The sequence below is a fragment of the Paenibacillus lemnae genome (assembly GCF_012933385.1).
In the GTDB taxonomy this organism is placed as follows: Bacteria; Bacillota; Bacilli; order Paenibacillales; family Paenibacillaceae; genus Paenibacillus_AQ; species Paenibacillus_AQ lemnae.
On record NZ_JABBPN010000009.1, the window covers coordinates 1 to 13,141 of the forward strand.

A 13,141-nucleotide genomic window follows, 5' to 3' on the forward strand; every position below is an offset into this window, starting at 1 on the left:
TTCCATTTCACCCTTGCGCTTCTTCACGTAGGCTAACACCGTACGTTGTCCACCCGTAAACGCATACTCTTCTTTCAGTCTTTGGAAGATCCGGACCCCAGTATGGCGCTGCTTGCGTGGAAGCAGCCGGTCCTCTTCTAGCCAGGTATCGACCACCTCCATGTGAGGGCCCATGACCGGGCTGCTGCTTTTTCGTTTAGCCAGGCTTTCATTCCAGTTGTCCTGGTCTGCGTAACGCTTTGCTGTTCGCCAATGAACTCCCGTCTGTCTAGCAATTTCGCTCACCGTTAATCCTTCTGCTTCGCGTAAAAATTTGATATACTGTTGCTGGGGCATTTTCAGCATCCTTCCAGTCTCCTTCGTCAAGTTGTCGCTAACCTAACGATAGGAGGAAATTGTGGTGCTGACAAGTGCCTCTTTATTTTTGCATCTACTTGAGCATTTTTACGCTGCGATTCTCGGCATTCTTAGTATGCAATAAACACCGTGTTTATATCCAATGTCACGGCCCGCTTTGATTAAAGAAGCATATGTTTCTTCAAGTTGTTCCTGTGTCATTTCGGGTACCTCGACGTATGAAGACCCTTCATCATCTGGATACTCAACATCATCTGAAAATGATAATCCGCCGTTATGAGTGTGATATTCTCCAGATGACAATCCCCATTTGCCGCAGTTCGTTCGACAAGTATGTCCACCAGAACTATCTGTTCTGCCTGGGTGTGCTTCAGCTGCTTGTGAAGAGAATATTAATAGCAGAACTAATAGAAACAGCAATGTTTTTTTCAAATAAGTTCCCCCTGGAATTATGAACCAAACAATTTACATAAGTTGTTGATTACACTAAACTGAATAAAACTAAATGCTAAGAATAAAGGGCAACAATGAAGCACATATTAAGATGTAAAATAAATATATTTTCATCATATCCCCCCGGTAATCGGTACAAGTTCTTGTCCCCCGACATACCTTTTTTTTGCATCATCATAAGCTTTGTAAATGTTGGTCCGTTGTCGCCTCATCTTTCCTTCGGAAGTGTTGCTAAACCTTCCACCATTCTGTTCTCCAGTGAATAAAGTTACTGAAGTAATCACGTATCCATGAAGCTATTTCGTTTAAAATTTCTTGATAGATATTTGCTAGGTATTCATTAAATTCAGAAATCTTATTTAATAGATTTAGATATCTGTCTCTTAATGAAGGATGATCCGTACTAGGTTGTTCGGGAGATTCATCATATATGGCAAGCAATAATATTACAATTAATGGAGCGATTAAAAAATGAGGATTTGGAATTAGCGGATTCATGCCTCGAACTAATAGATCAAATCCAAAATTATCGGCAGCAAACTCGTCTAATTGCATTGCATTATGAGTTAAAATCATTGGTTTGAATTTGTTTACAATATTTCTTCCATCTGTGGCCGTATGTTTTAATAAATGATGACCAATTTCATGACCTAAAACAAATTTCATACTTGCTTCAAGTATTTGAGATGCTATTACATTGGATACTGAACCCTTCTCGACTTCCAGTGAACCTTTATTTTGTTTGACAAAATAATCTTTATCAAGCAAGTAACAAAATAGTGTAGTCATTTCTGTAACTAGTTTCTTTCTTTCGCTATCATCCTTACTCTGCCTAGCACACAAATAATTTGCAACAACCAGAGAGAGAAATTCAAGATCAAGATCCATTTCAAAATGTATGGTAATCAAATAGCCATCAAATTCTTCATCCATATTTATGGCCATTGCATTAGGTTTTCGTTTATTAACTTTTCCAACCCAAACTTTTCTCAGCTCTTCGTATAGAACAGTATCATCTTGTGCATTCTCTATTAAATCCTGTATCTGAAAGTTAATATAATGGTCGTTGCTGTACCAAAGGTCCCGTCCTAAACCATAGTTTCTTATATTCCCGTACTCCTCCTGCTCTTCTAAAATTTTTTGGTAGCGTTTTTTCTCGTCATCGTCTCCAGCTTCCAAAAGATGTATATCCCAATCTTCAACTGCACCTGAGAATTCACTTAAAAATCTCTTCTTTACTGAATCTTTATCTGTCATTTTTCATCCTCATTTATATTTTAGATAATATAGTTCAATAGATTGTTTGTTTATTTTTGCCATCATAATCATTTGTATAGCCATCATTGACGCAGTATAATCTATTGATCTCTTTTTGAGCTCTTCGATTGCGGTCCGTTGGCCCGTATGGATCACAACCAGATAAAGATAGACCCGCGTCCCGGGTGACTTAACCTCAAAATTGATCTTGACGTCCGGATACGCGTGTGGGATCTGCCAAGCGAGAACATGGTGGAAGTCCGCTTCGGAGCAGAGTTTGTTAGCAATAATGTAAATCCATACTTATGCCCTCTTGAAGAAATGAGAATCAAATTGCTCACGAAATTCGTTTGTATGATAAGCCGGGTGAATTAAATGGCCCGATGTTATAGCCCCGACTTTTTCACACGCGCTCTCTGCTTTCTTACCGATCGAAATAATTTCCACTCCCGGGAATAACTCAAGCACTCTGCCTAGCGCAAAGGCTCCCCACTTCAATTCAGAGGTAGTAGGCGTCCGGTTCTTTCCGTCCTTTTTCCTTAGGTGAAGCGGAAACGCGTTCCACATGACTGGGGGCTTGGACAATCGACCAATCGCCTGCCAGATGACCGTTGCGGACCCCTCCGCCTTGTTTCCTTCGGCGTCAAACCGGGTACCTAGGAAATAACGGTCCAGTTGCCCGTCCTGGATCAACCGTTCCGACGTAAAGGGAATGCCTGTTTTGACGCAGCCGTGAATGCCGGGGGCTTCGCCGATAAACATCAAATCCGGCTTGATCCAGAACAAAGCCTTGAAGTATTTGATTAAGTTTAGTTGTCTCATCTTCGAATCGGCATAAAAGTTCCCAACATTGGGGAGTTCCTGTCTGGCCAGCCAATCGACCAGTTCATGGACCTTGAGATCGAATTCCTCTTCCTCGGCCATCTCGGGGTGAAGCCAAAAATCCCCTTCTTCAGAATAACTTTTGACACTTACGGTTTTTCGCTCAACCGTTGGAACCACCTTGATAATCTCGCACTCACCCATCGCCATCGCCCCTCTCTTTTTACCATTTTGAACCAATCGGGAGTATCCCTCCGCGGTACAACAGAAGACCTGCATAAATGACCAGCATGACAGCAGCAGCGAGTGAAAGTAGATTCTTGCGGGTGTTGATTTGCATTTTGTACGTTTCCATTACAACTCCTCCAATTCGCTGAAATCAAAAACCTCTTCAATCGTAAGTCCAAAATGCCTGGCAATTTTGTAAGCAAGAACAAGGGACGCCGTATATTTCCCCCGTTCCAGAGAGGTTATGGTTTGCCGGGTAACTCCTACAATCAGTCCCAGCTCTTCCTGGGACAACTTATGCTGCTTCCGCAGCTCTGCAATTCTCGTCTTCAAAGGAACACTCCCTTGCAAAGTATACTTTACATAATTAGCATAGTTAGCTTTGCATATAATGTCAAGTTAACTTTGCATTTCGCACAATTTATTTGTTTCCGATGGATGTTTATCCCTATTAAAAAAGGGCAAACCCGCGGTTTACCCTGTGCTTTGTTTCTGTACTTTGTTTCTTTACTTCATCCCTACTTCTGTACATGTCCCTATCCCTGCCCTCGTCCCCGCAGTCTCGCAGCCCCCGTACCATTCACTCACCAATTCACGTCCGCCTGGCCACTCCTCTATGCTGCCAGCAGCAGCACCAGCACATAAAGGGTGGTCAGCTTAACCCGCTGTTTCGGGCCTTTGGCTAACGATGCTTGATCCATCTTTTCCGCCGCTCCTTTACTTATATATTTAAGTCTGCATTATCCACATTAATTTTACCTAAAGAAAAAATGTTTCCCTAAGGAAATAATACAACCATTCCCTCAACCATTCAAGGGTGAATGCCCAGGTGATCGCGCCCATTTTTTTTTTCATTTCGCACCGTCAGCGGCATCACGATCTTTAAGAAGATCGTGATGCCGCTGCACCTTTCAACTGAGCCGATTCGCGCCAGCCGCCTTGAAGCCCTATAAAATGCATAGCTATGAGGTGCCCGCCTTGAAATAACTTCCTTCTTGTGCAATAGTGAAAAGTAGAATATTGAAGGAGGGATCGGCTTGTCCCTTGCGGCGTGGATCGAGAATATTTTCGGCTCAATGGAAGGTCTGCTTGCAGTGCTGCTGGCTGCGGCTGTTTTCCTCGGTTTATACATATATTCCTCTTCCCGGCTTCAGACCGCACGAATGGAAGTCCTGGAGAGGATCCGGCAGTCTTTGACGCTGTACACCCAGCTTGCCGGTCCGCTTGCAGCCGCATCATCCCGGCAGCTGGAGCCGCTGACGGAACATCAGTTAACGACTCTGCTGCTGGAGTGCAAGGCTGCTGACCGTCTAACGGAGAGCCTCCTGGAGCAGATCAACGCGTATTTGCGGGATCGGGACCCGTCCAGACTCCCGCTGTTAAGCGAAAGTCTGGAACGGGAGATGAACGGGCTGGTGCGGGAACGCAGCGAGCTGCTGCGGCGTGTGGAAGCTCCCGGATTCGGGCTGGGACTATGGCTCCTGCTCAAACCGGCAGTGCCCGGCCTGGTGTTTGCAGCAGCCGTATGGTGGTGCTTCAACCTGATCACCGAATTGAAGATGACAGGAGGATGGTCCAGACCCGAAGTATGGTGTGTATGGCTCACCTGCATGATTTCTACGCTGTCGGTCTACCGGCTCGCGATGGATGCCAGACGCGGCCTGCCCAGTGCGGTGTTCTACGTCCTGCATGCCTTGATTGCTGCAGCAGCGCTCCCGTTGTTGTTCTGGCGCGAAGCTGCCATCTTTACACTCGCAACACAGCTCATGCTCTATCTGGCCGGCTTCTGGTTTAATGCGGCTCCAGCCCGAAAAGAACGGCCCTATGCAGGCCATCCGGAACTGCTGAACGACTTTAAACAACAGCGGGTGTTGGAGCCGGCAGCCGATGAACAGACCCTGCCGGCTGAACCGGAACCTTTGAAACCAAGGCGCCGTGGACACAAAGAACGGAGCCGCAGTTAAACCATGCTCCAGCCCATCTCATCCTTTCAAAGCATGCTGAGACTTGATCTCAGCATGCTTTTTTCATATATATACAAATGATCTCACAATTCGTTTGACACATTAGCTTAACTCAAGTAAATTTATTTACATAAGTTAAATTTAATTAACGCAACGCACGATAGGAGCTGCGTAACATGGAATTATCCCAGGTCCCCCTGCGCGAATTAAAAAAAGCCAAAACCCGGATTGCCCTCTACGAAGCCTTTCTGTCGATCATCGAAAAACAGACGTTTCGTGAGGTCATGCTGGAAGACGTCTGCCGGAAGGCCGAAGTCTCCAAAGTCACCTTTTTCAATCTGTTTCGGAAGAAGGAGGATCTTCTGCTTTATTATATGAGGCTGTGGCTGTCCCGCCGGATTATTGAAATTCGTACAGATCAGCTTCGAGGTCTCCAGGCTGTTCGTCATCTGTACCGCAATGTGGCCGAAGGATTTCGGGAGCAGCCGGGGATTATGCCAAGTCTGATTGCCTTTTTGTCCGAGGTTAACATGCATCCGGCAATGCCGGAGCTGAGTCAGCCTGAAGTGCTGCTTCTGTTTCCGGAACATGTTGACCAGGGCGCGGAGTCTCCGAATATGTTTGCGCTGTTTCAGCAATGCATTGCCGAAGCCCGGGAAGACGGCAGACTGAGGCCTGACATTACTGATCAGACAGCCGTATCTTTTCTGTTTACGACATTCTACGGAGCATTCCTTACTTCGCAGCTGTATGCCAGCCACGATGTGATGAGCTTCTATGAAGGGCAGATATCCCTGATCGAGCAAAAGAACTGAGAAACTTGGTTGAGCTGAGCTATATAGAATGAATTTAAGATCAACCCTTCTATAGCGGAGGTGACAAGTGATTCTGGAGAAGCGTCAGCGTCCGCCTAAAAGCTTTCCGAAGGAAAGCTAGCAACGAAAGCATAAGCTTGCCTCCAAAATGTCACCTTTGATTACAATTCCAAGCATTTTGGAGGCAACAGCGGGTGTAAGAACACTTGCCATCGCAGCCAACCAGAACGGTAACTTTTAACTTCAGTCTATAATTGAGTTAGTTTTGTGGAATTATCCGAAGGAGGGGCTCATAATGAGTCACGTGATTGCTGGCCGGTACACGGCCGAAATGGAAGATTCGTTTGTCGTATTTATTATCGGAATGCGGATTAACAAGCTGTGGGCTGTACATAAGTGGCTGCCTGTATTTCAAGCGATGGGTCCGATGATATCCGAGCTGTACCAGAACAAGGAGCTGGGCTTCCTGAACGGCACCTTCCATCTCTCCCCGCGCGGGGCGACGGTTATTCAATACTGGCGTTCTTTCGAGGAACTGGAGCATTATGCCCGGCATGGCGAGAAGCATCTGACAGCCTGGAAAAACTTCAACCGCAAGATCGGCACGGATGGCAGCGTCGGCATCTATCATGAGTCTTATCTCGTCAGCAAAGGACAGTACGAAGCCATGTATAACAATATGCCTGTTTACGGTCTTGCCGCAGCGGGCAGCCACCTCCCCGCCACCGGCCGCAGAGAAACCGCAGGGCAAAGGCTTGGACGCCACAGCACACCAGCCATCCCCTCGCCGCCTGATCCGGAGCAGTCTTAAACTAAAAAAAGAGCGCCATCCGCTGCCGCATTGGCAGTCAGGATTGGCGCTCCTTATGATTCACTTGGCAGAAGATCGGGGAAGCTGCTGGCGGGCAGAGGGCCGGCCAGGTTTCTCCGCCGGGCTGCTTGCCGGGGAATTCCCGAACCGCTTGCGTTCCGTTCGCTCCATCTGTACAATCTGTCCTTCATGTACGACGATATGAAGTGAACCAAACTCCATGTCGTCCAGCAGGCCCGCTATGCGTTCAAGCCATGCTTCATCAACCTTCAATGGCTTCACCACCGCTACCGCCTCCCATCCGGGCTCACGCCCTGTTTTATTATAAACTATTACACCCTATTCCAACCCGATTAGTGTGAATTTAACTTAGCATGTGCCCTTTCCTACTGTCAATGGGTACTTTTTCGCGAAAACCAGTTTTTCAGCAGCAGGGTAACTAGTGCCAGCAGCAGCAGGAGTGAAGACACCGCAAAGGAAGCCTGAAACTGGTACTCATTATACAAAATTTCGACATGCAGCGGCAGTGTATTCGTTTCACCGCGGATATGGCCCGAGACGACAGAAACCGCTCCGAACTCTCCCATCGCCCTTGCATTACATAGAATAATACCGTACAGCAGTCCCCATTTAATGTTGGGCAGGGTTACTTGCCAGAAGACCTGCCAGCCCTTGGCGCCCAAGGTAACCGCAGCTTCCTCCTCCCCGGTTCCCTGATCCTCCATCAAGGGGATCAGCTCCTTCACTACAAACGGGAATGTAATGAACAATGTAGCCAGGATGATCCCCGGTAGTGCAAAAATAATTTTAATATCATGGCTATCCAGCCAGGGACCGAGCCATCCCTGCCGTCCAAAAATCAGAACAAAGATCAAGCCGCCGATCACCGGCGATACCGCAAACGGCAGATCCACCAGTGTGACCAGCAGTCCCTTGCCCTTGAAGCGGAACTTGGTGATGGTCCAGGCGGCCACGACGCCAAAAATCGTGTTCAGCGGAACCGTGATTGCAGCAGTCAGCAGCGTGAGCCGCAGCGCTGACAGGGCATCGGGGTCAGACAGTGCTGCAATATATACGCCCCATCCTTTTTTGAGCGCTTCACTCAGCACAATCGCGAGCGGAAGGATGATCAGCCAGAGCAGGACCAGGCCTGCCAATCCAATCAGAACCCATCGCACCCAGCGCTGCTCTGTAGCTGCCGGTGCAGCATTGCTTTTTTGAGACTTTAGCGGTGTTAACACAGCACCATGTGCCATAATTGTGACTCCCCTTCCCCTTGAAAAGCTATCTAGCCGCCTTCCGGCTCCATCTCTGCAGCAGATTGATACCGAGGAGCAGGACAAAGGAGATCAGCAGAAGGATCAGCGCCACGGCTGTTGCTCCGGCGTAATCAAACTGCTCCAGCTTGGACATGATCAGCAGCGGGGCAATCTCGGTTTTCATCGGCATATTGCCGGATATGAACACCACAGACCCGTACTCTCCAATGCCTCTCGCAAAAGCCAGCGCAAATCCCGTCAGCAGGGACGGAATCAGCACCGGGAAGATCACGGTCCAAAACGTCCGCCATCGTCCCGCTCCCAGCGTTGCTGCCGCTTCCTCTGCATCCCGCTCGGCATCCTGAAGCACAGGCTGCACGGTCCGAACGACGAACGGAATACCGATAAACATCAGCGCCAGCGTAATCCCCAGCGGGCTGAAAGCCGCCTTGATACCCAGCGGCTCCAGAATAGAGCCGATCCAGCCGTTTTGGGAATAGATCGCGGTCAGTGCCACACCGGCCACCGCTGTCGGCAGCGCAAATGGCAGATCAATCAGCGCGTCCCAGATCCCTTTTCCGGGGAAGTCATATCGGACCAGCACCCATGCCAGCAGCAATCCCAGCACCGTATCCAGCAGGCCCGCCAGTGCCGCCGTACCGAGGCTCACCCTGTAGGAGGCCAGCACTCTCGGATCGCTCGCCACACTCCAGAATTTCTCCCAGGTTAGTCCCGTATAATTCAGCAGCAGGGCGGATAATGGGAGCAGTACAACGAGACTTAAGTAAAATACCGTAAACCCCATTCCAATCCCGAAGCCTGGAAGCACGTTTCGCTGTTTCTTGCGTCTGATATGGAGACTTGACATCCTTAATCATCCTTTCCTGCCTTCAGCTTTCTTGTCGCTGATCAGCTTCCCGGTACATAAATTTGATCAAAAATACCGCCATCGTTAAAATGCTTCTCCTGGGTTTCCCCCCACGTACCAAACACATCCTTCAATGTAAACAGTTCAATGGCCGGGAACTGGTCTTTAAATTGATCCGCGACGGACTGCAGCGTCGGGCGGTAATAGTTCTCAGCAGCAATCTTCTGCCCTTCTTCACTGTACAGGTACTTCAGATAGGCTTCTGCCGTCTCCCGCGTTCCGCGTTTGTCTACATTTTTGTCCACAATTGCAACCGGCGGCTCTGCCAGGATGCTGACCGAGGGATTCACGATTTCAAATTTATCGGGTCCCAGCTCGTTGATGGACAGGTAAGCCTCATTCTCCCAGGCCAGCAGCACATCACCGATACCGCGTTCTACGAACGTCGTTGTCGCTCCGCGAGCTCCGCTGTCCAGAACCGGTACGTGCGTAAACAGCTCTTTGACAAATTCCTGGGCCTTGGACTCATCCTGATTGTTCGCTTTCAGGGCGTATCCCCACGCAGCCAGGTAATTCCAGCGCGCACCGCCGGAGGTCTTCGGATTCGGAGTGATCACTTCCACGCCTTCCTGGATCAGATCCGGCCAGTCTTTAATATTTTTCGGATTTCCTTTTCTGACCAAAAATACAATTGTGGATGTATAAGGGGAGCTGTTATGCTCAAATTTGCTCTCCCAGCCTCCCTGAATCAGTCCCGACTGACGGATGGCATCAATATCATAACCGAGGGCAAGGGTGACAACATCGGCTTCCAGACCGTCAATGACGGAACGGCTCTGTTTACCTGACCCCCCGTGGGATTGCTTGAACGTCACCTTTTGGCCGCTTTCTTTTTCCCAATACTGGGCAAATGCCTTGTTATAGCTTTCATACAGCTCGCGAGTCGGATCATAGGATACATTCAGCAGCTCGACCGTTTTGCTCTCTGTGCTCTTCGCATTTCCAGTCCCGGTTTCCGCTTCAACCTGCTTAGTCCCCCCGCCGCCGCAAGCAGTCAAAGATACTGCGAGCATCATCGCTAACCCCAGGAATACACTGCGTTTACCATTGTTTTTCATAACATCCACTCCCCTTTTTTTATCATGGACCATCTGTCTTTCAGGCAGAAAAAAAACAGAGGACACCTTAAGGCTGCAGTCAAACCGGCATGGCATAGCCGTGTCTGCTGTTTCCAAAAAGGTTCCTCCGTTTTTACGGTGAGAACAAATTATATAATTCCTACCTGTTTAGTATGTTATAGGTATTGTAATGACATACCCCGGGGTTTGTCAAACGTTTTTTTATGCATCTGACGAAGTTTTTTTCATGAGCATCAGATCCTGAAGTTCCTGCGGTGTTCTCACCATATACCTGGGCTGCCCTTGCCGAAGCAGTTCCTCTGTATCATATCCCCACGTCACCAGTGCACAATCTACGCCCGCCTTCTGGCAAGCCACCGCATCCCGCAGCTCGTCCCCTACATAAAGGATCTCATGTGCAGCGTATCCATGCTGACGGATGAGCCTTTTCAAGGCCTTATCCTTGCCGAAAATGCTTTTGGCAGTATAGACGAAATCAAAGTATTCATGAATATGATGATTATCAAAAAATCCCCGGATGTTCTCTTCACTGTTCGAAGAGAGAACACCCAGGGTCAGCCCGCTTTCCTTTGCCGCTGCAAGAACCTGAGCCGTACCAGGCACCAGATTCAGCGTAATGGCCGCTTCCTTGTAGCCTTGTTTGACGTCCCGCATCAGCCAAGGCAGTTTGTACATGGGACACTTCATAAACTTCAGCCGTTCACGGATCGGCATCGAGGCCATCCGCTCCACGTCCTCATCCCGGATTTTCTGATACCCATATTTGTCAGCCAGTCCGTTCATCAATTGGATGACCGCATATTTACTCTCCGCCAATGTCCCGTTAAAATCGACCACCATTACTTTATACATGATGTCTCTTCCCTCCCTGTCCCTGCTTACAGAAGAGGTTCGACACATGGGCGGTCATTTCCTGCGGAGCATCAGGCGGCTATGGCTTCTCAACCGGGCAGATGCATACAGGACGAGGGACCTCCAGCGAAAATCCGGTTTCCTTCAGTCCGCCGGTTTCCTTATTGATTTGGTAAGACACGATACAGTTGCTGTCCTGGTTGGCAGAAAGCAGATATCCGCCAGGAACCATATGAAAATGCCGCGGGTTCTTTCCGCCGGATGGAACCCAATTGACAGCTTCCAGCATCCCGGTTTCCGGATTAATGTTCATTTGAACAATGCTGTCATGACCACGGTTGGATGCATACAGGAAGCGGCCGCACGGAGAGATCGCCAGCTGGGCTGCCGTACTGTCCTCCATCACAACACCGGATGGCAGGGTAGAGATATGCTGCCGTGTCTTCAAATCACCAAAGGTGGAATCATAGGCAAAGAACGTAATGGTGTTATTGAGCTCATTCACGGCATACATCCATTTGCCATTCGGGTGAAAAGTCACATGACGCGGTCCCGCTCCCGGCGGCATGATGACTTCCCGGTGTGTAACCAGCTTGCCTTCCTTGAGGCGGTACAGATTGATACTGTCCATCCCCAGGTCGCACACGATCACAAATTCCCGGTTCGGATCATGAAATACCGAATGCGGATGGGCTTCCGACTGACGGTCTTCACGCGCCCCTTTTCCACTGTGACGGATCAGGGATGCAATCTCGCCGAGCCTGCCGTTCTCCTGAAGCTCCAGCACCGTAACGCCACCGTCGCCATATCCCGTCGTGAACAGATATTTCCCGTCGCCCGAGCGCGAGAGATGGCATGTTCCTGAAGAATCGGTATCTTTCCGATTCAAAACGGTCAACTGGTGTGTTTCCGGATCAGCCGTGTAAGCGACCACCTCACTATTTTCTTTTTCACTGACCGCGTACAGCACACGATTCAGCTCATCCCAGTTCAGAAATGTCGCATTCTCGATGCCCGAAACGCCATGCAGGAGCGACATCTCGCCACTTTCCCGATCCAGCGATGCCAGGTGAATGCCCTCCTCTTCCTGAGGACCATAGGTACCTATATAAAAATAGACATTGTTTTTATTCTCTTCCGCCATCCCGCACACTCCCTCTTATTTTTGACTCTTACTCTATTACCCAACCGCCTATGGTGATTATCTCTTCTTCCGGTTTATTTTTGCAAAAGTTTCCTGTTCTGTGTCCAAATTCGCATACTGCGCCAACCCTGACATATAACATGGATAGTAACCTTTTAAAAGGAGGATGTTCATGGGAGTAAGGTTGATTCAGATTGCAGCAGTTTATTTTATCATTGGTGTCGGTTTGGGGATGTTTATGTCCATGTCACATGATTTTGCGCTTAGCTCTGTGCATGCTCACGTCAATTTGCTGGGGTGGGCGTCACTGGGACTTGCTGGCGTGGTTTACCATCTCTTTCCGCAGGCGGGTGGCTCCACAGCGGGTAAAATTCATTTCTGGCTTCATAATCTGGGACTGCCTGTCATGATGATCGGTCTGATCCTCCTAAACTCTGGCGTAGAAGGCATGGAGCCTGTGATTGCTATTGGCGGAACAGCCGTAACGATCGGGATCATTTCCTTTGTGTACAATGTATTTGCCCATGTGAAATCTTCCTGATCATCGACAACCATCGCCGTATCACCCATAATGAATCTTATCTCCATGTAGTGGGTCTCTCACTGAAAGTTTGGGTAAACAGTATTCATCACACATGAAGTAGTGATGTACAACCCAAGGAGGCTTTATACATGATGGACATTCAATCAGCCATTCAAGTCCGTTTCCCTTGCAGACAGTGCAGCGAGACCGTTGAAATCAGCTTTAACCACGAACAGCTCGCCCATGTGCAGTGCCCGGGCTGTTTTTACGAATATACACTGATGAAACCGACGATCGGTGATGAGATTTTGCTGGACTGGGAGAAAGAAGCCGCCTATCAAAAGCTTCGTGCAGAAAAAACAGAAAAGGCTCAGGTGGAGCTGATGTCGCTCGTAATCAAGGTCGTGGAGCTGCTCACCTGGCGCGACGAAGGCAGCGGCCATATCCGTGCCATCGAGACGCTGCGTCAATGGCTGCTGCTAAACGGTGTGCCTAAGACGCTGATTGAGCTGTTGGATGCCAGGGGCGTACCCGTCCCGCCAGCCGTGAGGTCTGAGCTGAAGAAGAAGCCGCCGGGACAAGTTGAGAAAGAGTAACCGCGCGATCGCGAGATTTGAAATCCGTCGTCACCAAAAAAGCACGTGCCCTT

At 48.9% G+C, this 13,141-nt stretch carries 15 protein-coding genes and 2 pseudogenes; 5 read left to right on the plus strand and 12 right to left on the minus strand.

Going from position 1 to position 13,141, the window contains the following annotated elements:
* The 6 genes and pseudogenes from HII30_RS11065 to HII30_RS11085 form a co-directional block, all read right to left on the minus strand.
* A pseudogene (locus HII30_RS11065) lies at window positions 1-345 on the minus strand (IS21 family transposase); the annotation flags it as partial.
* A 267-nt stretch (window positions 346-612) separates the two neighbouring features.
* Window positions 613-789: pseudogene (locus HII30_RS21615) on the minus strand (YHYH domain-containing protein); the annotation flags it as partial.
* A 252-nt stretch (window positions 790-1,041) separates the two neighbouring features.
* The gene (locus HII30_RS11075) at window positions 1,042-2,067 is read right to left on the minus strand and encodes a M48 family metalloprotease (RefSeq protein ID WP_169505098.1); all 1,026 of its coding nucleotides are present in this window, start codon (window positions 2,065-2,067) and stop codon (window positions 1,042-1,044) included.
* A gap of 303 nt (window positions 2,068-2,370) precedes the next feature.
* Window positions 2,371-3,129 (minus strand): uracil-DNA glycosylase, encoded by a 759-nt coding sequence (locus HII30_RS11080; RefSeq protein WP_169505099.1) that lies wholly within the window; start codon window positions 3,127-3,129, stop codon window positions 2,371-2,373.
* Window positions 3,113-3,244 (minus strand): hypothetical protein, encoded by a 132-nt coding sequence (locus HII30_RS21830; RefSeq protein ID WP_281363472.1) that lies wholly within the window; start codon window positions 3,242-3,244, stop codon window positions 3,113-3,115. Before HII30_RS21830 ends, HII30_RS11080 begins: the two co-directional genes overlap by 17 nt.
* Window positions 3,244-3,450: a helix-turn-helix transcriptional regulator gene (locus tag HII30_RS11085; RefSeq protein ID WP_169505100.1), complete on the minus strand. Its 207-nt coding sequence runs from the start codon at window positions 3,448-3,450 to the stop codon at window positions 3,244-3,246. Before HII30_RS11085 ends, HII30_RS21830 begins: the two co-directional genes overlap by 1 nt.
* 704 nt (window positions 3,451-4,154) lie before the next feature.
* Here HII30_RS11085 and HII30_RS11090 point away from each other — a divergent pair.
* From HII30_RS11090 to HII30_RS11100, 3 genes are all read left to right on the plus strand, one after another.
* Entirely contained in the window at window positions 4,155-5,081 is a 927-nt protein-coding gene (locus HII30_RS11090) for a hypothetical protein (RefSeq protein ID WP_211184549.1), read from the plus strand.
* A gap of 176 nt (window positions 5,082-5,257) precedes the next feature.
* Complete coding sequence (locus tag HII30_RS11095) at window positions 5,258-5,896, plus strand: TetR/AcrR family transcriptional regulator (RefSeq protein WP_169505101.1); 639 nt, start codon at window positions 5,258-5,260, stop codon at window positions 5,894-5,896.
* A gap of 295 nt (window positions 5,897-6,191) precedes the next feature.
* On the plus strand, window positions 6,192-6,707 hold the full coding sequence (locus HII30_RS11100) for a DUF4188 domain-containing protein (protein WP_169505102.1): 516 nt from the start codon (window positions 6,192-6,194) through the stop codon (window positions 6,705-6,707).
* Between the two features lie 60 nt (window positions 6,708-6,767).
* On the opposite strand, the gene HII30_RS11105 is transcribed toward HII30_RS11100, so the two are convergent.
* The 6 genes from HII30_RS11105 to HII30_RS11130 all read right to left on the minus strand — a co-directional run bounded on the left by HII30_RS11105 (window position 6,768) and on the right by HII30_RS11130 (window position 11,969).
* Window positions 6,768-6,992, minus strand: a complete 225-nt coding sequence (locus HII30_RS11105) for a DUF2292 domain-containing protein (protein WP_169505103.1) — start codon at window positions 6,990-6,992, stop codon at window positions 6,768-6,770.
* Between the two features lie 107 nt (window positions 6,993-7,099).
* A complete protein-coding gene (gene cysW / locus HII30_RS11110) occupies window positions 7,100-7,963 on the minus strand; it encodes a sulfate ABC transporter permease subunit CysW (protein ID WP_169505104.1) in 864 nt (287 codons plus the stop codon).
* 28 nt (window positions 7,964-7,991) lie between these two features.
* Window positions 7,992-8,834, minus strand: a complete 843-nt coding sequence (gene cysT / locus HII30_RS11115) for a sulfate ABC transporter permease subunit CysT (protein ID WP_169505105.1) — start codon at window positions 8,832-8,834, stop codon at window positions 7,992-7,994.
* A 41-nt stretch (window positions 8,835-8,875) separates the two neighbouring features.
* Window positions 8,876-9,952, minus strand: a complete 1,077-nt coding sequence (locus HII30_RS11120) for a sulfate ABC transporter substrate-binding protein (protein ID WP_169505106.1) — start codon at window positions 9,950-9,952, stop codon at window positions 8,876-8,878.
* A 222-nt stretch (window positions 9,953-10,174) separates the two neighbouring features.
* Window positions 10,175-10,825: an HAD-IA family hydrolase gene (locus tag HII30_RS11125; RefSeq protein ID WP_169505107.1), complete on the minus strand. Its 651-nt coding sequence runs from the start codon at window positions 10,823-10,825 to the stop codon at window positions 10,175-10,177.
* 79 nt (window positions 10,826-10,904) lie between these two features.
* On the minus strand, window positions 10,905-11,969 hold the full coding sequence (locus HII30_RS11130) for a lactonase family protein (protein ID WP_169505108.1): 1,065 nt from the start codon (window positions 11,967-11,969) through the stop codon (window positions 10,905-10,907).
* A 172-nt stretch (window positions 11,970-12,141) separates the two neighbouring features.
* On the opposite strand from HII30_RS11130, the gene HII30_RS11135 reads away from it, so the two are divergent.
* Window positions 12,142-12,510, plus strand: coding sequence for a cytochrome-c oxidase (locus HII30_RS11135; protein ID WP_169505109.1), 369 nt, complete (start codon window positions 12,142-12,144; stop codon window positions 12,508-12,510).
* Between the two features lie 131 nt (window positions 12,511-12,641).
* Window positions 12,642-13,088, plus strand: coding sequence for a hypothetical protein (locus tag HII30_RS11140; RefSeq protein ID WP_246246297.1), 447 nt, complete (start codon window positions 12,642-12,644; stop codon window positions 13,086-13,088).
* Window positions 13,089-13,141 lie beyond the last annotated feature (53 nt).